This is a genomic window from [Clostridium] symbiosum, from assembly GCA_036419695.1.
Lineage (GTDB): Bacteria > Bacillota > Clostridia > Lachnospirales > Lachnospiraceae > Otoolea > Otoolea symbiosa_A.
Genome location: CP143946.1, coordinates 2,056,660 through 2,077,064, shown reverse-complemented (window position 1 = coordinate 2,077,064; position 20,405 = coordinate 2,056,660). Strand labels below are relative to the sequence as shown.

The following is a 20,405-nucleotide window of genomic DNA, read 5'->3' as shown; positions in this document are numbered from 1 at the left end:
CTCCCTCAGTGGACAGCCGCCTGTAAAAGCATATTACATGTGTTCCGGAGACTCCATTCCCAGAAGATCCATACAGGTGTCCAGCACCTCTTTCGTAAGTGTGATAAGGCTGATAAATGCAGCCTGTTTTTCAGCATCTTCCTCGGCAATAATTTTATTCTCCAGATAGAAATTGTTAAAAGCATCCGCAAGGTCAGACATATACTGGCAGATCTTGTGGGGAGCCGTCTCGTTAAAGGCCGCCTCGACCACTTCGCCGAAACGGCACAGTTCCAGCTGAAGTTCCTTCTCCGTCACCGACTGAGCCGGACGGATCGGTGCTTTCGCAGCGTCAGCGCCCTTAAGCTCCGCATATTTTTCCAGGATGGACTTGATTCGGACGATCATATACTGGATATGAGGTCCTGTGTTGCCCTCAAAGGAGATAAAACGGTCTACGTCGAATACGTAATCCTTTGTTGCCTGGTTCGAAAGGTCGCCGTATTTCAGCGCAGCAAGGCCTACGATCTCGGCGGTGCGCTGCATCTCATTCTCCGGTACCTTCTGTTTTTCCTGAATCTTCTTATAGACTTCCTCGTTAATTCCCTTAATCAGGGTTTCCAGACGCATTACCCCGCCGTCCCTGGTCTTGAACGGTCCGCCTTCCTTGCTGTTCATCGTGCCGAAACCGAGGAAAATCATCTTTGTATCTTCCTTCACAATTCCGGCCTTCTTCGCAACGCGGAATACCTGGAGAAAATGGAGATCCTGACGTTTGTCCACCACATAGATATAACGGTCCGGTTTATAATCCTTCTCCCTCTCGATGAGAGTAGCCAGATCCGAGGTGGCATAAAGCGCCGCCCCGTCGGATTTTCTCACGATACAGGGAGGATATTCCTTCGTATCGCCTTCCTGTGCCACATCCACCACGAGAGCGCCTTCGCTCTCATAGGCAATGCCTCTTTGAATTAAATCCTCAATCAGTCCCGGAATATAGGGCTGGGCATCGCTCTCGCCTTTCCACAGATCGAAGTAGACATTCAGGTTATTATAATTCTTCTTTAAATCAGCCAGGGAAACATTCATAATATGTCTCCAGATGGCGCGGTACGGCTCATAACCGCTCTGGAGCTTAAAGGTGGCCTCCTGGGCCCTCTCCTTAAATGCCTCTCCCGCTTCCGTCTTTTCTTTTGCTTTGGCGCTGGCTGCCGGATAAATATCCTCCAGCTCGGAAATGGTAAACGGCGCTTCCGCCGGATATTCTCCCTTGAAGTTCTCATCAAAATAAGGAAGTTCCGGTTTCCTGTCGCGAAGCTCCTCAATTATCAGACCCATCTGAAGGCCCCAGTCACCCAGATGCACATCGCCGATGGTCTTGTGTCCCATATAACGGCAGATGCGTTTAATGCTCTCGCCGATCACGGCCGCACGCAGATGGCCGACATGAAGCGGCTTCGCCACATTGGCTCCGCCGTAGTCCACGATAATCGTCTCCGGCTCCTTCGCCTCCTCAAGACCGTATTTCCCGTCCTCTGCCATCCTGTTCACGTAATCCGCCAAGTATTCCGGATTCAAACGGATGTTGATAAAGCCGGGCATTACCGCATTCAGCTCGGAAAACATCGGGCTGTCCTTTAGCTTCTCCACCACCTCATTGGCAATGTCAATCGGTTTCTTTTTATAGGCCTTGGCCGCCGCCATAGCGCCGTTACACTGATATTCACAGAGATCCGGGCGGTTGGACAGGGTGACGCGGATATACTTCTCATCATATCCGCAGCCTGTGAACGCCGGTTTGAATTCTTCTATGATCAGGTCAACTATCTTTTTCATCGGACTAATCTCCTTCTAAGTATTGCCTTTGCTTATCGCATCGCTTTTTTCACATCTTTTTTAAATTTCTTCCAGGCGTCCTCATCGTCTACAAAATTCTTCGGGCATGCTTTTCCCGTCACATCATAGTGGCGGATGACGTCCCTGGAACTCAAATCCAGTTCATTGCAGAGCCAGGCGGTCAATTTCACCAGCGATTCATACGTCTCTTCGGTAAACTCACCATCCTCGCCGGGATGGCAGCACTCGATGGAAATCGTATCGGAATTACGGTTGTTGGAAGCAAATGATTTCTCGTCAATCGGGATACACTGGATAATCTCTCCGTCCAGCCCGATGACAAAATTGCTGCTCACTGATGTCGTATTACTGCCGCTCTGATTCTTCAGGCTCTCAAAATAATCCCTGTTCTGCTGGGCCGTGGTTCCCGGGTTGCCGATATAATGAACGACAATGGCATTCACCGACGCCAGTTTTGTACCCGGCCTGGAATATGGATTCACCGATAAAAACTGCTGGTCAATCCACTCCGGCGCCTTGATGGCGCTCAAATCAATCGGTTTGCGGATCGTTGTCCCCCGTAACAACCATCCCGTCCCGGTTCCCAGAATAAACGCAATAATTCCTATGGCACAGCGGATGATGAGCCTTTTACGGATCAGCTGCCTGCGTCTCAGCTCTTTTGCGCTGTCTGCATGACGGCTTTCCCTTCTCTCCTTCTCCATCCGTTCCTCTCCTCTTATGTCCTTAACCCATTTTCACTGTTAACGGTGACCCGTGCGCTCCGTCCGGTAACAGATTACCGCCTTCAATCAGCGATAACCTGTACGCTCTGCGCACAGGTCTCCCTCGTCAATCAAAAAGAACTGCTGTAAAATCTCGCTCGTCTCCTCCGGATATTTTACAGCAGCTCCCTTTTTTCCTCATGGCAGCCGTTCAGTTAAACTTCTATTAAACTCTGGACAGATACTCACCTGTACGTGTATCAATCTTGATTTTGTCTCCCTGATCTACGAATAACGGAACATAAACGGTAGCTCCTGTCTCAACAACAGCCGGTTTCGTAGCGCCCTGGGCCGTATCACCCTTGAAGCCGGGTTCTGTATCTGTAATTTCCAGTTCTACAAATAACGGAGGCTCTACAGAGAATACTTTACCATTGTAAGAACAAATCTTGCACATCTCATTCTCTTTGACAAATTTCAGGGCATCGCCAATCGTCTCTCCATTTAATGCCACCTGCTCATAGGTATTCACATCCATGAAATGGAACAGATCGCCGTCAGAATATAAATACTGCATGTCCACTCTGTCGATTCTGGCTGCCGGGAACTTCTCAGTTGGTCTGAATGTTCTCTCCACAACACCGCCACTCATTACGTTTTTAATCTTTGTTCTAACGAATGCAGCACCCTTTCCAGGTTTTACATGCTGAAATTCCATAATCTGAAAAACGTTACCTTCAATTTCCAATGTGATACCGTTTCTAAAATCGCCCGCTGATATCATAAATGATACTCCTCCTTGAAATTCTCTTAATCTTTTTTATTTTATACTATAATACCCTGTTTTTCAACTACTTTTTGACGAATCGCGTCTAATTCACCGTGATCCCTATCCCGTTTACCGGCAAAAGTCCGCCTTACCGCTTGCCGTCATAGACCGGCGTCTCTTTTTCCAGCTTTTCGATCGCCTTTACCACCTCGTGGATATCGATTCCGTCAACCTCCAGCGATTGGTGGGAACTCTCTTCGTAAATGGGGTTGCGCTTTTCAATCAGCGCCTCCACCTTTTCTCTCACATCGCTGCCCTGAAGAAGCGGTCTGGTGGTGTCGCCCTCGAGTCTTTTTAAAACCGTATCGGCCGTAACGCGCAGATATACGACGCGGCCCAGTTTTTTCAGAAGCTCCCTGTTCTCTTTGCGAAGGGGAAGTCCGCCGCCTACGGACAGGATCATCCTCTCGCTCTTGTTTTCCCTGTTTGCCACCAGTTTTTTCAGAAGCTCCGTCTCCATCTGACGGAATGCCTCCTCTCCTCTCTCGGCAAATATATCAGAAATGCTGGTTCCGGCTTCTTCCCTAATCAGATAATCCGTATCCACCATGGTAAGTCCGTGTTTCTTCGCGTATGCTTCGCCGACACAGGTCTTGCCTGCGCCCATAAATCCGATCAGGATGAGATTTGCCTTCCAGGCCGCTGCTTTCCGGCTGGCAGCCAGGCGTTCTTCTATCGTCGTTCTGGCCTCGGAAATCGTCTCCTCATCCACCTTTACGCCCGGGTTCCACAGTTCATAGGAGATCACTCCCTGGTAGAGCAGCATGTTCAGTCCGTTGATCGCACGGCCGCCGGCCGCCTCCACATGCTCCATGAACCTTGTCTTCGCCGGTGTGTAAATCACATCGACCGCTTCCCCTACTTTCTGATAGAATGCAGGATCTTCAATGGGAGCCACTCCGACATTCGGATGCATACCCACGCTGGTCGACTGGACGGTAAAGTACCTGCCGTCGGGAATTTTACCGTGATCCGCCAGAGGAAGCGGCTTAACCACGTCTCTGCCCACCAGATTATTGACCCAGTCCGTCAGCGCTCTCGCTTTCTCCTGGCTCCGGTTCAGAAGGTAAATGACGGACGCGCCTTCCTTGGCCATCATATAGGCGGCGGCCTTGCCCGCGCCGCCCGCACCGATCAGGATGCAGGCCCTGTCTTTGATCACAATGCCTTCTTCTCTCACGGAACGTAAAAGTCCGGGAACATCGGTATTATACCCTTTATATCCGCCATCCATCCGCACCAGCGTGTTGACGGCGCCGATATCCGCAGCCGTCTCATCAATTTCCTTCAGATATCTCATAACAGTCTGCTTGTGGGGAACCGTGACATTCAATCCCAGGATATTCAGGGCGTAAGCGCCTTCCACAGCCTGTTCAAGATTTTCTTCCTTTACCTTATACGGAACATATGCCAGATTCACTCCTGTCCTCTTTGCATAAAGATTCTGCAGCAGCGGAGACATGCTGTGCTCCACCGGATTGGCAATAATTCCGCATACCCTAGTTTTTCCGTCCATACTCACTATCTCTTCCTCTTCTGAATTTTTCTTTTTTCTCTGTCTTTCTTTTGTCTCTATTGTAAAAATAAAGCACAATCCATTCCAGACGGCGCTTTATGACAATCTGGATCTCTTCTTTCGGATGGATCGGTTTGACCAGTATCCCGTAAATCCCGAGCCGGTTGGCGCCGTAGACATCCGTAAAAAGCTGATCACCGACAAAGAGCGTGGACGCCCTGTCCGTCTTCATCAGCTCCATTGCCTTTTTATATCCCTTCATTCCGGGTTTTCCCGCTTTATAGAGGTAACGCGACCCGACCCGTGATGCAAACGACGACACTCTGGGTTCTTTATTATTGGACATCAGACAGGTTTCCATCCCCATCTTCCGAAGTCTTTGAAAAAGGGCCACGGCCCTCTCGTCAGCCGGGGCCCCGTGCGGTACCAGGGTATTGTCAATATCAAAAATAACGCCTCTGATTCCCTTATCATAGAACTCCTCATAGGGGATAACATAGGCTGAATCCACATACTCTTTCGGGTAAAACGCATGAAACATCAGACTATCCTTCCGTCCGGCTTATTCTGAAGAAGCTTTCCGAGCTCTTCCATAAATGTGTTGACATCCTTAAATTCCCGGTATACGGAGGCAAATCTGACGTATGCAACCTCATCCAGATCTTTCAGCTTGTCCATCACAAGCTCGCCGATGGCGGATGTGCTGATCTCCTTCTCTTCCATATTAAAAATCTTATTCTCAATTGCATCGATCAGGGAAGCAATCTGCTGCGGGGATACCGGCCTCTTGTGGCAGGAATGGAGTACACCGGCCTCAATCTTGGCGCGATCATACACTTCCCTCGTATTGTCTTTCTTGATTACCATTAACGGAATTGTCTCAAGCTTTTCGTAGGTGGTAAACCGTTTGCCGCACGTCTCGCACTGCCGGCGGCGACGGATCGAGCTGTTATCATCAGCAGGGCGTGAATCGATGACCTTCGTGTCTGCTGCATTGCAAAATGGGCATTTCAATTGTTTTTCCTCCTGGCACAAATAATTGTGTTTATTTTATCGCAATGGGAAGGGATATGCAAGCAAAAAGTGGATTTTATTAGAAATGAGGGCCGGGGGAGACGGGTGGGGGCTGGGTGGGGGGAGGTTATGAGTCTTCAGTCCCGGGCTGTAGGTTGTCGCGGGTGGGGAATCCGGGCAGAAAAAGTTCCTGCGGGACACGCTTGCGCTCTTTGGAGTACATAACGGTACTAACCTCGTGAAAAATCTCGGTAAGTGCCGATGAACTCCCAGGTTCCCTGCGGAATCTTTTTCTCCCGGATTCCCCACAGGAAGGTTATGGACCGGGACTGAAGACGCCGGGGTTGTCGTGCACACACCGGCGCGCCATGGGGTTCCGGCTGAGAGGCCTCTTTCTTGGGGTGGATGAGAGGATGGGGGGATGGGTATGTAAGCCGTATGGATGGGGTTATTCCTTTTTTTCGTGCAGTTCTACAAGGATGATGTCGTCTCCTATCTGCTGGATGTCACAGAAGGGGATTACGTATTCTTTTTCATGTCCCAGAAAGCCCCAGACACAGCATTGGCCTGGGACGATGATCGCTAGCATTCTTCCCGTGCAGATGTCAAAGTCTACGTCTCCTACAAAGCCGAGCCGCTTGCAGTCGCAGACGTTGATTACCTCTTTTTGTTTCAGGTCACAGATTCTCATTTTTATGGCCTCCGGAATGTTGGTTACTGTTAGTATATGCATGATTGGAGGATGGGTTCTTGCTGAAATAGGAGGCTTGGGAGGATGCCCCGGAAACTTTTTAGAGCATAGAGCTCTTTCCTATGATCTAAAAAGCCAACCGCCGATCCCGGGATTCGGGGCTGGCGGCTGGCTTTTATGGGTGATGAGGCCGGTGCACGGAGTGTGCAGGCGTCTTACTGTTCCTGGTTGTCAGATACGTAGATTGCGGATTCTACGCCTGCGGTCTCACCAAATACGATTGTGGCTGTCAGGTCATTGCCTGCCAGGGCTGCGTCGCCGTGGACGCCTGCGCTGATCAGTTCTCCTGCTGCATAGAGTCCCGGAACGGTTTCTCCCTTTGCATCGATTGCTTCCGCACATGTATTGACGATAACGCCTGTGACTTTCTCATCGGAAGCCTTGGAAAGCTGGATATCAAGTTTGGATATAACCGGAAGCAGTTCTTTGTCTGTGGCTACAAGAGCAATGCTGTTGATGGTTTTTTCTTCCCCATCCACTATCGCTTTCACTCCGGTTACCGTACCATCTCCGTTTGTGATGATTTCATTGACTGTCACGCCTTTCTTAACAGGGATCTTAAGTTCTTCTACTTTTTTGACAAGGGCGTCGGATACTGCCTCTGCAAGGCTGCCGCCGTTGGCCAGTGTATAGCTTCTGGCTACTGAGGAGCCGTCTTTCTTCTCCACGCCTTTTAATTCAATGCCAAGGCTTTCGATCAAGCTCTTGGCCTCCTCGGCGCCCTCAACGAGGAATTCCGCCATCTCGGCATTGTTCGTATTCTTTCCTGCCTTCATCGTATCGGCGAGGTATAACTCGTAGGAATCCTCGATCTCTGCCTCAAACTGCTCCGCCGTATCAGACGCGTTGATGAAATCTTCCTTCTCCTTAATATCGGCCGCCAGTTCATCTGTACCGCTCAGAATCAGAATCTTGGACGGGCTCATTCCGTCGGCCACGGCCTGGATAGCTGCTGTCAGCCCTGCGCCGTCTCCTCCGAGAATCACAAGCTGCGGTTTACTCTCCTTTGCGGCCGCCTCGGTAGCAGCCTCCGTTGTCTCCGGAGTTGTCTGAGCCTCCGTCGTGCCTTCTGTGGACGGTGTCTTTGTGGTATTATTGCTGCATCCTGTCATCGCCGCTGCAGCCATCACTGCTGCTGAAAACAGGGCAAGTGTTCTTTTCTTCATGTAGCATTCTCCTCTCTTTTGCAGTCCTGTCGGTATCTGCATTTCCATGGCCACCAGCCGGGAACGGATGTCCAGGCGTTTAAACCTGCTGACTTCCGGCTGTACCAGTATTAAAGTCTAGCATATTATCGGCTGCAAATCAATTGAGCTTTTTTTAATTCTATTTGGAAAAATAAAATTCTTTATTAAATATTTATAAAATCGGGAACCAAACGCCGTTTTGCGCCGCAGCGCTCGGGTTTTCTGTGACTTCCGCTGCGCTCACAAAAAACGCCTCGCGGGATACCGCCTGTGAACAGTAACAAAATGATGGCATTTTAGATGACAGACCTTGATAAATCTTGACAGACTCGGCGTTTAAGCTTAAAGTTGTAAGAAAGGATCCCCGCAGTCCAGGATGCAGAGACGGACGGTTAACCGGCGTTTGGAGGTGTTGGATGAAACGGTTTATTCAAATTTATTTTATATGTTTCATATGTTTGGCAGTATTTTTCTTTTTCGGCGGCTTTCTATTATTTGACATGAGCAGAAACGTCTACCGCGCAGCAGCGGCGATCGCATTTATCATCGCAATCCTTATTAACGTCTTTATTTCACAGGAAGATAAAATAGAAGAATTGGAAAAAAGAATCAAAAAGTTAGAAGAAAACCAACCGTAAGATAAAATAGTGATAGGCGAGTCATTTCGAACAGATCAATTAAACGGACAGGCCAATTAAATAAAGTGAGTGAAAACAGAAAATGCTTTCACTCACTTTATTAATTGTCCAAAATCGAAAGGTACAGCAGGAAACAGTTCTTTTTACCGTTTCCATTCATCACACAGCACGATGCCAAGCGCAAAACGGACATAAACTTCTTCTGCCCGGAGTGAAAGCCCTGTCTGCCCTATGCGCAGAGGTCCGCAATCACCTGCGCAAATATTTTCGCGCTTACGAGCAGTTCATCAATCACCGCAAATTCGTCTGCGCCGTGCATCTTATTATCGGTCTCCGGCATGGCTGCTCCAAATGCCACTCCGTTCTTAAGCGTGTGCACATAGGTGCCTCCGCCCATGGACTCACAGGTTCCTTTTCTTCCCGTATAGGCCTCATATGCGTTCAACAGTGTTTTTACAAAATCGGAATTGCCGTCCACATGGTGAGGCGGCGTCATAGATTCATTGGTCAGGGTGAACCCGTGCTCTGCCAGTCTCCGCCTTGCAGGCTCCAGCACGTTATCTTCATTGGAGCAGATTGGGCAGCGGCTGTCAAATGTGGCATCCAGGCTGCCGCCGTCCACTTCCAGAAGATCGAAAGCCAGGGTCAGCGCACCGGAAAGTTCATCTTCCATGGCTACTCCAAGCGCCTCTCCGGCGGTGTCGTTGCATGGGAAAAGTTTTACAAGGTTATGAAGAGCTTCAATCTGTCCGCACTCTGCAAACGGAAGGCGGCTGATCAGAAGCAGCAGCGCCGTCAGCGCATTTTTACCTTCTGTCGGAAGGGATGCGTGGGCTCCCACTCCGACGGCCGTAATCTCCAGCGTGTGGTTTCTGCCCTGGATTTCAAAGGATACTCCCGTCTCCTTCTCCACCCCTTCCGATACCTCGCGTACCAGATCGTCGTCCAGTCCTTCAAATACGGCAAATGCCTTTCCGGGAACTACGTTTACCTTCGTGCCCGCATGGATGGAAATCACTCTTGGAAGCGCTTCGGAAGGTTCAAATTCCGCCGTAAAATGACCGGCCAGACTGCCTTTTTCTATGTTAACAACCGGGAATGAGCCATCCGGTGAAAATGTCATCGGCGCTTCCTCCTCCACATCATAATAGTGGCGGATATCGGAACTTCCGCACTCCTCATCGGTTCCCAGAATCAGACGGACATTTTTGGAAACCGGGATTCCCAGTTCCCTGATGGCGCGCATGGCATAAAGGGCGGCCACAGCCGGTCCCTTATCATCCGCCGTTCCGCGTCCGTAAAGTTTGCCGTCTTTTTCAACAGGCTCAAACGGCTCCGTCACGGTCCAGCCCTCTCCGGCCGGCACCACATCGAGGTGAGCCAGGATGTCGAGCTGCTTTTCCTTGTCATTGAGATCTGCGGTTCCTACATAGTTGTCATAATTATTAATTGAAAATCCGTACTTTTCAGCCATGGAAAGAGCCAGGGCCAGAGCCTTACTTGCTCCGTCGCCGTATGGTTTTCCCTCCAGGTAGGATGTTTTCTCACTGTTAATTCTGCACAGCAGGCAGATATCATCTATCATTTCCTGTCTGTGGGAATCGATATATTTTTCTATTTCTTCTCTGTACATAACCGGCCCTTTCCGCTATTTAAGCATTTCCGCCAATACCTGATTTACCACTTTTCCGTCAGCTTTTCCCTTTACCTTCGGCATCAGGACTTTCATAATCTTTCCCTTGTCGGACGGAGCCGCCTTCTCAATTCCGAGTTCCGCCAGCACCTCTTTGATTACCGCGGCAATCTGCTCCTCGTTCATGTCCTCCGGGGCAAACTCTTTGTAAACCGCCATCCTGGCCTCAGCCTCGGCGCGGATATCATCCCTGTCTGCGGGAGCCAGCTCATAGGTCTCCTTCGTCTGTTTCAGTTCTTTCTTCACGATAGCATCGGCCTCCGCCTCGGTGAGCGGTTCCCTTTTATCTATCTCTGCATTCTTAAGAGCGGAAAGAAGCATGGAAAGAGAATCTTTTCTCGCCTTGTCCTTTGCCTTCATAGCCTCTACCATAGCTGCACGTACAACATCAATCTTACTCATCTTCTTACCTCCTGTGAATTATATGAAATGATAGGAAACCATATCCTTAGCGATTCCCTGTTAATTATTGCGTCCAAACTCACTGAGCTTTAAGCCCGGGTTGCGGTCCAGGACCATTCCCACGCTCCAGCTGTTGATGAATAGCAACAGAGGGTTATCTTTAAGGTCTTTGATCCTCTTCATATCGGATGTACCCTGGAGCTTCGCCACATCCACCTCATCCTTATTCTCAATCCAGCGGATATATTCATATGGAAGCTTGTCCAACTTAACCTCCACGTTATATTCATTTTCCAGTCTGTAGGTGAGGACCTCAAACTGCAACTCTCCTACAACGCCGACGATAATCTCTTCCATTCCCGTATTAAACTCCTGGAAAATCTGGATCGCGCCCTCCTGGGCAATCTGGTTGATTCCCTTGATAAACTGTTTCCGTTTCATCGTATCCATCTGGCGGACTCTGGCAAAATGCTCCGGTGCAAATGTGGGGATTCCTTCAAACTCTATCTTATCGGAAGCCGTGCAGAGCGTATCCCCAATGGAGAAAATGCCCGGATCGAACACACCGATAATATCACCGGCATATGCCTCCTCCACGATCTTCCTGTCCTGTGCCATCATCTGCTGCGGCTGGGACAGACGGATCTTACGGCCGCCCTGTACATGGGTAACCTCCATTCCGGCCTGGAATTTGCCGGAACAGATTCTCATAAATGCGATTCTGTCCCTGTGGGCTTTATTCATATTGGCCTGGATTTTAAATACAAAGGCGCTGAACTGGTTATCAAACGGATCCACGACGCCCGTCGTCGTCTTTCTCGGAAGAGGTGACGTCGTCATCTGGAGGAAATGCTCCAGGAATGTCTCCACTCCAAAGTTGGTCAGGGCGGAACCGAAGAATGCCGGTGAAAGCTTGCCCTGGCTTACCAGGTCCATATCAAATTCATCGCTGGCGCCGTCTAAAAGCTCGATATCTTCCAAAAGCTGTCCATGGTAGTCCGGCCCAATGATGCCGTCCACATCTCCGCTCTCCAAATCGAATTCCTGGGAAGCGACTTCCTTCTGTCCTCCCATGGCCGCCGTAAATGTGGTAATCTTCTTCGTATTTCTGTCGTATACGCCCTTGAAATTCTTCCCGCAGCCGATCGGCCAGTTGACCGGGCATGTCTTAATACCAAGCACGCTCTCAATCTCATCCATCAATTCAAAGGGATCCCTGGCTTCACGGTCCATCTTGTTGATAAATGTAAATATCGGGATATTCCTGAGCAGGCAGACCTTAAACAGTTTAATCGTCTGTGCCTCGACGCCCTTTGATGCATCGATTACCATGACGGCGGAATCTGCCGCCATCAACGTACGGTACGTATCCTCCGAGAAATCCTGATGTCCCGGTGTATCCAGGATGTTGATGCAGTATCCTTCGTAATTAAACTGCAGTACGGATGAAGTAACGGAGATACCTCTCTCCTTCTCAATCTCCATCCAGTCGGAAACAGCGTGCTTCGCCGCCTTCCTTCCCTTGACCGTTCCGGCCAAGTTGATCGCTCCTCCGTAAAGCAGGAACTTCTCGGTCAATGTGGTCTTACCTGCATCAGGGTGGGAAATGATGGCAAAGGTGCGTCGTTTTTTAATCTGCTCTGTTATATTCTCCAAGAGTTTTTCCTCCAAAATCAATGATTCTCTAATGTTCCACACTGAATATGGCGCATACGGCCTTTCCATAAACAGTCTCTGTTTCCTGTCGAAAAAATAGACATCCGTGGAAGATGTCTACTTTATTCTATTATGAAATATAAGGAAAGTCAATAAAAAGTCTTGACAGAGCTTTTCTATAATCTAGTTATTGTTCATACCGCATTGCGCTGTGAACAATAACACGCTTCGCGATGCACAGAAATGGCAAAGAACGCCATTGATTGTAATGAAAAGTCCGCATCGCGCACTTTTCGTTGTATCGCGCCGCAGAACTCGGGATTTTCACGAAAACACGTGAAAACACCTCGCGGGACAGCGTGCCCCGCTTTATCGGGTATACATCCCGAGTGAACCGTGACCTATTCTGTCCAGTTTATCCTGTACCGGACAGATTTTTTCAAAGCGATATGATCCACTTTTTTACAAGCTCTGTCCAGGACTGGCAGCACGGCACCACATAACCGCCTCTCCCGTCATCCGTCTCCTTATCCGTCTCCTCATTTGCCAGGGCCAGACCGTGTCTTCCCTGCGGATAGATATGAAGCTCCAGACTGACCTTTGCCTTTTTAAGCGCCCAGGCAAAGAGCAAAGAATTTTCCACCGGCACGGTTCCGTCGGTATCCGTATGCCACATGAAAACCGGCGGGACCTGTTCTCCCACCTGGTTCTCCAAAGACAGAAACTCCCGTGAAAATTCCGCTCTGCCCTTTCCCGTCAGATTGTCAAAGGATGCCGCATGCCCGTATTCCCCCGATGAGATAACGGGGTAAGAAAGAATCAGCCCGTTCGGACGCATTTGCTCCGGTTCAAGGCCCAGCCGCTCCTTCAAAAAATTCCTGTTCCAGAACACTCCCAGCGAAGCCGCCAGATGACCGCCCGCCGAAAAGCCGCACACACAGATTCCGTTTGGCTCAATATGCCATTCACCGGCCCGTCTCCGTATCAATGCCACGGCGGCCGCCAGCTCACAGAGCGCCTCGGGAAAGATGCCGGGATCCGTGCTGTAGTGGAGCACAAATGCCTGACAGTCCATGGCAAGAAACTGGAAAGCCGCCGGCTCCCCTTCCCTGGTGGAACAAAATTCATAACCGCCGCCCGGACAGATAATGACCGCTTTTCTCCTAGCATCCGGTTTTCCGTCCGTATTATCCTTCAGAAAACAGGTGAGAAGCGCGCCTCCGCTGCGCCGTTTGCGGTTCTTCGGTAATCCGGTGTTTCCACTGCTGGTTTTTCCACTTCTGTCGTTTCCACTTCTGCTTCCTTCAATCCTTCCGTCGATATTACCGCCGCTGTCACCGCAGCCGTCCTCTTCTGTCTCCACCGGTTCGCCTTTTATCCGGAATCCTGTTTCTCCCGTTCCGGTCTCTATCAAAAATTTTTTAAAAATCATATTATCACGCTCCCATTCACTCCTGCACAAAAAAAGATATCATCATTGTACACCGCCGTTTGGCCACGGTAAAGTAAAAATGCCTGCTATGATGAGAGCTATAATAAGATCCTATAATGAGAACGCCCAAAGACTAACATTTACTGTTACCACCCCATTCAAGAAAGAGTCCGGCTCGCCGGACTCTCGCGCCGAGCGCGGCCGCATAGTGGCATATTACATCTTCGCGCAAATGCGCATCCTGCCCGGAGGGCTTTTTATATCATAGGAGAATTTTCCTATGATATAAAAACAGCGTGCTGCAAACAATAACACGCCTCACGGGATATTGCCGGTGGACAACAACGAATAATATTCAGCCGCAGGGCCAGACTATAGTACAAAATGTATTTATCGTAACAATTCACATGTTTGCACGATTGTTTTTCCGACAAAAATAATGTATACTTTCAGTATATTAAACATAAGGAGCATCCGCATGATTCTGGCAATCGATATCGGCAACACGAATATTTTCATTGGGGCCATTGACAGTAAAAAAACATATTTTGCAGAGCGTATCACAACTACTATTGGCAAAACCAATCTGGAATATGCCATTACGCTGAAAAGTATTCTGGAAATCTATCATATTGAGCCAAAAGAGATTGAGGGCGCCATTATTTCCTCGGTCGTCCCGCCGTTAAACAGGACGCTTATGTCCGCTGTCAGAAAAATCACCGGAATCTCGCCCAAGCTCGTCGGCTCCGGCATGAAAACCGGACTCAATATCCTGATGGATAATCCGAAATCCGTGGGCAGCGATATGATTGTCAATTCCATCGGAGCCCTGGGTGAGCATGAGCCGCCCATTATAATCATGGAGATGGGAACCGCCACCACAATGTCGGTCATTGATAAGAACAGCCGTTATATCGGAGGCGCCATTCTCCCCGGCCTTCGCGTATCTTTAGACAGTATGAGCGCAAGTACGGCCCAACTGCCGCGAATCAGCCTGGATACGCCGAAAAGAGTCATTGGGAAAAATACCGTGGATTGTATGAGAAGCGGGGTTATTTTCGGAAATGCAGCTATGATAGACGGGATGATTACGAAGATTGAGGAAGAACTGGGAGAACCCGCCACCGTTATCGCCACCGGCGGTATTGCAAAGGCGGTGCTGCCGCTCTGCAGCCATACGATTATTTATGATGGGGCGCTGCTGCTGAAGGGGCTGCTGGCGTTGTATGAGAAAAATCGATAGTAAGATTAAGATAGTAGAAAAGGTAAAAGCCGGGAAAGAAAATGCATGTGCAAGATGGGGATGGATGAATCTTGTATGCGGAGTCTTTGCCGGCTTTTAAGCTTTAAAATTGATTATAAATAAATTCTGGTGCAGAGGAAAGATCAGCTTTTAACAAATATAACAATATTGCAATCATCATAAACCACATCACGATTCCATGTGTTAAAATGTATATTTTTTCATTATTGTTTATCTTCTTTATAAAAATGGTAAACAGCTTCATCCAGATAAACCCATCCTTTCCAGCCCAAATGCATAATGTCTTTTAGAAAATATTCTTCATACTCCTTATCAGAAAAATCGGCTATTTGAACCTGATATTCTTCACAAATTGAACGTATCTTTTGATAATAAGCAGCTCTCTCTTCTTTCGGAAAACCAGTCCAGTCATACCAGCGCCCGTTTACAGGAATACTAACGATTAAAGGCTCAATTCCGGTCTCCTTACACACTTCGAGAAACAAACAAAAGTCATCATATTCCGGTGAGTCCAAATAGCTGGAGTTAACTTCAGAATCCTTTCTCTGATTCAGTGAATCCTTAACATATGTATCATAATACTCATCATAGATGAATAAATCATTATTTGTGCAAGCCTCTTTGCCTGCATTTTCAGCTTCTTTCATCAATTGATTGAAATTAATATCTTCAGCTATAATTGGCTCCATCAATTCAAATTCCCTGTCTTTGATATCCTCATAAAGTAAAAAACGCTGTTTCAAATTCATGAAAGAATCATATACTGCCATTTCTATGTGTGAAACGGGATTTAATGTATGTTTTATATAATTTTTCTCATATGTTTTCACACGCTTTAATTGTGGTGGATCTGATTCTAAAAGAGATTGAACCCTTTCCGTCACTCTTTTTTTTACCTCATACGTAATATCGGAATTTTTCAAAAATTCTACATACATCCGCTCCGAAAAACGGCTGGCATATGCCTCAGAATTGAGATGTGAGGATGTAAACCACTGTGGGGACAGAATCAACACAACTTTTTCTGAAGGGATATTTTTTGCATACGCCCCAAGATTAATCGCATGGTGCAGGCTCTGCATAGTCCCCCTTCCTATCATAATCATATTGAAATCGGAATTTCCGTTTTGGAATAACGACGGTGGATAGGCAACCTCATCTGACGCAGATAACTCAGATGAGCCCAATACAGGAATTGTGTCATCCGTAAATATAATTTCCATGGCCGCCTTGCAGAAATTTCTTTTATCCGTGTTATAATATATCAACGTTTCTTTTTTATTATTTATCAACTTTTCGGAATAAATAAACAATCCTATGCAAGTAATAATAAATAACATCAGCGCTCCCATGAAAGAAAGTATTCTTTTCATTTTTACAGCCTCGCCTTAATCAGTTCAATAATTTTTTGGGGCGTATTAATATCTTTCCGCTCAATTTCCGAGGGCGCGATAATCACGCCAAACTGATTCTCTATCTCAAATAATAGTTCTGCAAAGGTCAGAGAATCCAAGAGCCCCGTCTCAAACAGTTCTACCTCCTGTTTTTCTTTCACAATCTCATCTTCACAAAGCTCTGCCAACATTTCCAATACTTTTTCTTCCATTTTCAACTCATCCTTTCATTTTACAAATAGACAATAACTGCATTCCAAATTTTCGATACATGCCCTGAAAATATCAAGAATCCAAACATGACAAGATTTAAAGTCAAAAACCAGGAACCAAAACGATACCAGCCTTTGTCCTTATGATTCCGATAAAATTTTGATTTCTTCTGATAAATCTCAGTTACTGCTAAAATCAAACCGTGATAGACACCATAAATAATATAGTGCGGCTCCAGACCGTGCCAGATTCCCATAATTGTCATATTAAGAATTAAACCGGCAGCCGCCCCGTTCAAGCGGCTTTTAAACCGCTTCTTTCTGGCTGAATCCACCATAAAACGGGTGAAAATAAAATCTCTGAACCAGGAAGATAATGTAATGTGCCAGCGGTTCCAGAAATCTTTCATATCAATACTGAGAAATGGCCTGTTAAAATTATCCGGCGTCCTTATTCCCAGAAGATAGCTTGTTCCCACGGCCATAGAGCTGTAACCTGCAAAGTCAAAAAACATATACAGGCCATAAACATACGCATATCCAATGATGTAGATCGGCCTATAACGCTCCGCAAAAACATCTGTCAGCAGTTTATAAAATACCGCCGAGCATACAACCTTATAAAATAGTCCTAACAGAATTTTATATAAGCCGGTTCCCATCAGTTCCTGGTACTCTTTAACTGAGTAAGTTTTATCATAGTCCTCGCCAAAGCGTCTGCTTCTGTCAATGGGGCCAGAACTAAGACATGGGAAAAACAAAATAAAATTCAGAAACTGAAGCGGTTCTATTTCCTGAATTACTCCATCGTACGTTTCAATAATAATTTGAATCACCCTGAAACAAATATAAGATATCCCCAAAAATCCAAAAATACTCTTTCCATACAGGCCGCTCACCTTGCTCAGCACCAGAGGAATTACCGCCAGGAGTATAGCATGTCCGTATATGTATTGATTCCTTCCATACCTTTTCCTGAGAAATAAATATATTTTCACAAGATAAACTGCCGCTGCCGCATAGACCATCAAATATACCAGTTGAACCAGACTATCCTTATAGATTGCCCAGATAAAAAGGATTGTCAAAACCGTTCTGTAATTTTTTAATGATTTTCCGGAAAGTCCCAGCATCACTGCCGGGATAAGTGCTGCGAACAAGTAAACAAAAAATGTGTATCCAGAAAAAAAGTTCATTACTTTATCCCCTCCAGCGCTTTTCTGTCCACTTTCCCATTATTCGTCATAGGCAGTTTTTCTAAGAAAACAATTTTCTTAGGAATCATATAGTCCGGAATATAAGACTTTAATTCTATCCGCAGTTTTTGTGCGGCACTGAAGGAATCTTCAATTTTATCCTTTGCTACAACAAAGGCCGTAAGGCTCCGAACTTGTCCGTCTTTATAAACTGGCAAAAGCGCTGCTTTCTCAACTCCCGAAAGCTTCATGATATTGCTCTCTATATCTTCTATTTCGATGCGATAACCATGAAGCTTAATCTGAAGATCAATCCTTCCACAGTAGAAAAGCTGCCCATCTTTTTTATATCCTTTATCACCTGTATGATAAAGCCGGTAGTCTTTACCTTCTATTTCGCGGTTTCCGAATACTTTTTCTGTTAAATCCGGCCTTTTCCAATAACCGATGCTCACCGAATTTCCAACTATCACGATTTCTCCCTTTTCACCTTCCAGCAGAATGTTTCCCTGCTGATCCATAATGAAAATCCATGTACCTTCCTTTTCTTTTCCCACCGGCAAGGGATTCTGGGTCTCGCAAAGTTCCGGAGTGACCAGAACCTGGGTAACTGCTACCGTAGATTCAGTTGGCCCATATGTATTCACAATATCTGCATCAGGAAATTCATCCTTCAGCCGCTCCACTGTACGATTTGTCAAAGTCTCTCCGCAGAATAAAAAGAGTTTTAAATTTGGAAGTATTTCCCTTGAAAATTTTTTATCCGACAGGCAGACATCGGCAAAAGACGGTGTGGAAACCCATACATCGGCATGTGAGTCTTTAAGGGAATCAAGCATCTGTTTCATATCATTCTGCACACTTTTTTCAAGTGCCCAAAGCGTTCCGCCCGTATATAAAGAAAGATATAAATCCATAACAGACAGATCAAAGGAAAACGGAGCCTGATTGAGAAATGTATAATGTTCACCTTCCTGCAGGCCGTGGCCAAGTGTTACTGCCCATTTAATAAACTGATCCAGACAGTCTCTGGTAATCTGCACACCCTTAGGCGTACCGGTACTGCCAGAGGTAAATATAATATAAAATGTATCTTCAGCACTGACTTGTTTCTCTTTTCCAATACTATTTTCTTCATTTTCTATGGTTGATATAATCGAATGATAGGATAGAATATTTTCGTATTCTAAAGACAGTTCCTCCGTCGCAAGTATCAGCTCAGGCTGTACTTCTTTAATAATTGCCTCAACTCTGTTTAGAGGAACGGAAATGTCGACCGGACAATATGCTCTTCCTGACTTCACGCAGGCAAGAAAGCATACCAGCATATAGGGATCCTTATGTCCGTAAACAATAAGCGGCGTCCTGGTTTCGAGAATACGATCCAAATACGCCGCCAGTTTATCAGAATATAAATCCAGTTCTTTCCATGTTATCCGGTTCGATCTTATGCCCCCACCCAGTATATTTTCCTTATGATAAGCAATACGTTCCGGGTAATTTGATGCATTTTCGCTTATCTTTTCTAAAATGGTCATTTTGTTTCACCTCTTACTGATATATTTTTTTATTTCTTCTGAAATATAGTGAATCGCGGAAGTCTCCAGGTACGGATGCATCGGAAGTGATAATACTGTTTCACAAAGTTTTTCTGTCATCGGGCATTCCTGATATAACGTCAGGTCTTCAAACGCCTTCTGACTGTGCATGGGAATCGGATAATAAACCATCGTCGGAATTTTTTTTGTCTTCAAAAACTCTTGAAGCCCATCCCGTTCTTTCCTGTTTTTAAGCTGAATTGTATACTGAGCCCAGCTGGATAAGGCTCCGGCCGGAATACTCGGAGTCTTGACAATATCTTTTAAAAGTTCCGTGTAGGTCTGAGCCGCCTCATTTACTTTATCCAGCTCATATTCTTTGAACGCTTTTAATTTAGGGAGCATGATAGTAGCCTGCAGCGTGTCCAGCCTAGAATTCCATCCGATACGGATATTTTCGTATTTATAGGAACCTTTTCCATGAACCCGGATTGATTCAAGATACTCTGCCATTTTTTTATCATTGGTAAAAATGGCTCCGCCATCCCCGTAGCAGCCAAGAGGCTTGGCAGGAAAAAAAGAAGTAGTTGCTGCGTCACCAAAGGAGCAGGCTCTCCTGTCTTCAAGCATGCCGCCAAAGCCCTGTGCGCCATCCTCTAAAACTTTAAGTCCATATTGCTTTGCGACTCTTTCTATTTCCGGATAAGGAGCAGGAAGGCCGAACAAATCGACGGGAATAACCATTTTGGGAGTTAATTTGCCTTCCTCGATGACTGCCTTAATTGCTTCTTCTAATTTAGCCGGATCCATATCAAAGGTATCTTCATCTACATCGACAAAAACCGGTGTTGCTCCCTCGAAAGAAGCTACCTCTCCGGTGGCGAAGAAGGTGAAATCAGGAACAAATACCGCGTCTCCCTCTTTAATATCCCAGGCCATAAGAACCATGGAAAGAGCATCGGTTCCGTTACCACAGGTAATGCAATATTTCATGCCTGTATAGGCGGCAAGCCGCTCTTCCAGTTCTTTTACTTGCGGGCCGCTGATGAAAGCGGTGTTGTCGATGACATTTTGAATTGCAGCATCGATTTCTGGTTTTAATACTTCATATTGTTTTTTCAGGTCTCGAAATTCCATAGTATG

General features: G+C 46.7%; 19 protein-coding genes. 2 read left to right on the top strand and 17 right to left on the bottom strand.

All coding sequences use genetic code 11. The annotated features are described in order from the left end of the window. Positions 1 to 33: 33 nt before the first annotated feature. The 8 genes from argS to V3C10_09530 all read right to left on the bottom strand — a co-directional run bounded on the left by argS (position 34) and on the right by V3C10_09530 (position 7,816). Positions 34 to 1,815 (bottom strand): arginine--tRNA ligase, encoded by a 1,782-nt coding sequence (gene argS, locus V3C10_09565; GenBank protein ID WVP64034.1) that lies wholly within the window; start codon positions 1,813 to 1,815, stop codon positions 34 to 36. Between the two features lie 32 nt (positions 1,816 to 1,847). Next, on the bottom strand, positions 1,848 to 2,540 hold the full coding sequence (locus V3C10_09560; protein ID WVP64033.1) for a peptidoglycan recognition family protein: 693 nt from the start codon (positions 2,538 to 2,540) through the stop codon (positions 1,848 to 1,850). A gap of 226 nt (positions 2,541 to 2,766) precedes the next feature. Then, positions 2,767 to 3,324 carry an elongation factor P gene (gene efp, locus V3C10_09555; protein WVP64032.1) on the bottom strand — a complete coding sequence of 186 codons (558 nt, stop codon included), beginning with the start codon at positions 3,322 to 3,324 and terminating at the stop codon, positions 2,767 to 2,769. A 133-nt stretch (positions 3,325 to 3,457) separates the two neighbouring features. Continuing rightward, positions 3,458 to 4,885, bottom strand: coding sequence for a shikimate dehydrogenase (gene aroE / locus V3C10_09550; GenBank protein ID WVP64031.1), 1,428 nt, complete (start codon positions 4,883 to 4,885; stop codon positions 3,458 to 3,460). After that, positions 4,869 to 5,426, bottom strand: a complete 558-nt coding sequence (locus V3C10_09545; protein WVP64030.1) for a YqeG family HAD IIIA-type phosphatase — start codon at positions 5,424 to 5,426, stop codon at positions 4,869 to 4,871. The genes aroE and V3C10_09545 overlap by 17 nt, the downstream gene beginning before the upstream one ends. Next, the gene (gene nrdR / locus V3C10_09540; protein ID WVP64029.1) at positions 5,426 to 5,899 is read right to left on the bottom strand and encodes a transcriptional regulator NrdR; all 474 of its coding nucleotides are present in this window, start codon (positions 5,897 to 5,899) and stop codon (positions 5,426 to 5,428) included. Before nrdR ends, V3C10_09545 begins: the two co-directional genes overlap by 1 nt. Positions 5,900 to 6,347: 448 nt before the next feature. Continuing rightward, positions 6,348 to 6,590, bottom strand: coding sequence for a YlmC/YmxH family sporulation protein (locus V3C10_09535; protein WVP64028.1), 243 nt, complete (start codon positions 6,588 to 6,590; stop codon positions 6,348 to 6,350). A 215-nt stretch (positions 6,591 to 6,805) separates the two neighbouring features. Continuing rightward, a complete protein-coding gene (locus tag V3C10_09530; GenBank protein WVP64027.1) occupies positions 6,806 to 7,816 on the bottom strand; it encodes an FAD-binding protein in 1,011 nt (336 codons plus the stop codon). Positions 7,817 to 8,253: 437 nt separating this feature from the next. Here V3C10_09530 and V3C10_09525 point away from each other — a divergent pair, with 437 nt between their 5' ends. Beyond that, a complete protein-coding gene (locus V3C10_09525) occupies positions 8,254 to 8,475 on the top strand; it encodes a hypothetical protein (GenBank protein WVP64026.1) in 222 nt (73 codons plus the stop codon). A 229-nt stretch (positions 8,476 to 8,704) separates the two neighbouring features. On the opposite strand, the gene V3C10_09520 is transcribed toward V3C10_09525, so the two are convergent. The 4 genes from V3C10_09520 to V3C10_09505 all read right to left on the bottom strand — a co-directional run bounded on the left by V3C10_09520 (position 8,705) and on the right by V3C10_09505 (position 13,658). After that, the gene (locus V3C10_09520) at positions 8,705 to 10,108 is read right to left on the bottom strand and encodes a Sapep family Mn(2+)-dependent dipeptidase (GenBank protein ID WVP64025.1); all 1,404 of its coding nucleotides are present in this window, start codon (positions 10,106 to 10,108) and stop codon (positions 8,705 to 8,707) included. A gap of 15 nt (positions 10,109 to 10,123) precedes the next feature. Further along, positions 10,124 to 10,570 (bottom strand): GatB/YqeY domain-containing protein, encoded by a 447-nt coding sequence (locus V3C10_09515; GenBank protein ID WVP64024.1) that lies wholly within the window; start codon positions 10,568 to 10,570, stop codon positions 10,124 to 10,126. A gap of 60 nt (positions 10,571 to 10,630) precedes the next feature. Further along, entirely contained in the window at positions 10,631 to 12,226 is a 1,596-nt protein-coding gene (locus V3C10_09510) for a peptide chain release factor 3 (protein ID WVP64023.1), read from the bottom strand. A gap of 439 nt (positions 12,227 to 12,665) precedes the next feature. Further along, positions 12,666 to 13,658 carry an alpha/beta hydrolase gene (locus V3C10_09505; GenBank protein ID WVP64022.1) on the bottom strand — a complete coding sequence of 331 codons (993 nt, stop codon included), beginning with the start codon at positions 13,656 to 13,658 and terminating at the stop codon, positions 12,666 to 12,668. A 478-nt stretch (positions 13,659 to 14,136) separates the two neighbouring features. On the opposite strand from V3C10_09505, the gene V3C10_09500 reads away from it, so the two are divergent. Further along, positions 14,137 to 14,901, top strand: a complete 765-nt coding sequence (locus V3C10_09500; GenBank protein WVP64021.1) for a type III pantothenate kinase — start codon at positions 14,137 to 14,139, stop codon at positions 14,899 to 14,901. Between the two features lie 224 nt (positions 14,902 to 15,125). On the opposite strand, the gene dltD is transcribed toward V3C10_09500, so the two are convergent. The 5 genes from dltD to V3C10_09475 are packed head-to-tail and all read right to left on the bottom strand — an operon-like array spanning position 15,126 to position 20,399. Next, positions 15,126 to 16,295, bottom strand: a complete 1,170-nt coding sequence (gene dltD / locus V3C10_09495; GenBank protein ID WVP64020.1) for a D-alanyl-lipoteichoic acid biosynthesis protein DltD — start codon at positions 16,293 to 16,295, stop codon at positions 15,126 to 15,128. Between the two features lie 2 nt (positions 16,296 to 16,297). After that, positions 16,298 to 16,528, bottom strand: a complete 231-nt coding sequence (gene dltC, locus V3C10_09490) for a D-alanine--poly(phosphoribitol) ligase subunit 2 (protein ID WVP64019.1) — start codon at positions 16,526 to 16,528, stop codon at positions 16,298 to 16,300. Between the two features lie 20 nt (positions 16,529 to 16,548). Further along, positions 16,549 to 17,724: a D-alanyl-lipoteichoic acid biosynthesis protein DltB gene (gene dltB / locus V3C10_09485; GenBank protein ID WVP64018.1), complete on the bottom strand. Its 1,176-nt coding sequence runs from the start codon at positions 17,722 to 17,724 to the stop codon at positions 16,549 to 16,551. Continuing rightward, the gene (gene dltA, locus V3C10_09480; GenBank protein ID WVP64017.1) at positions 17,724 to 19,262 is read right to left on the bottom strand and encodes a D-alanine--poly(phosphoribitol) ligase subunit DltA; all 1,539 of its coding nucleotides are present in this window, start codon (positions 19,260 to 19,262) and stop codon (positions 17,724 to 17,726) included. The genes dltB and dltA overlap by 1 nt, the downstream gene beginning before the upstream one ends. Before the next feature lie 6 nt (positions 19,263 to 19,268). Then, on the bottom strand, positions 19,269 to 20,399 hold the full coding sequence (locus tag V3C10_09475; protein ID WVP64016.1) for a DegT/DnrJ/EryC1/StrS aminotransferase family protein: 1,131 nt from the start codon (positions 20,397 to 20,399) through the stop codon (positions 19,269 to 19,271). Between the last annotated feature and the right edge of the window lie 6 nt (positions 20,400 to 20,405).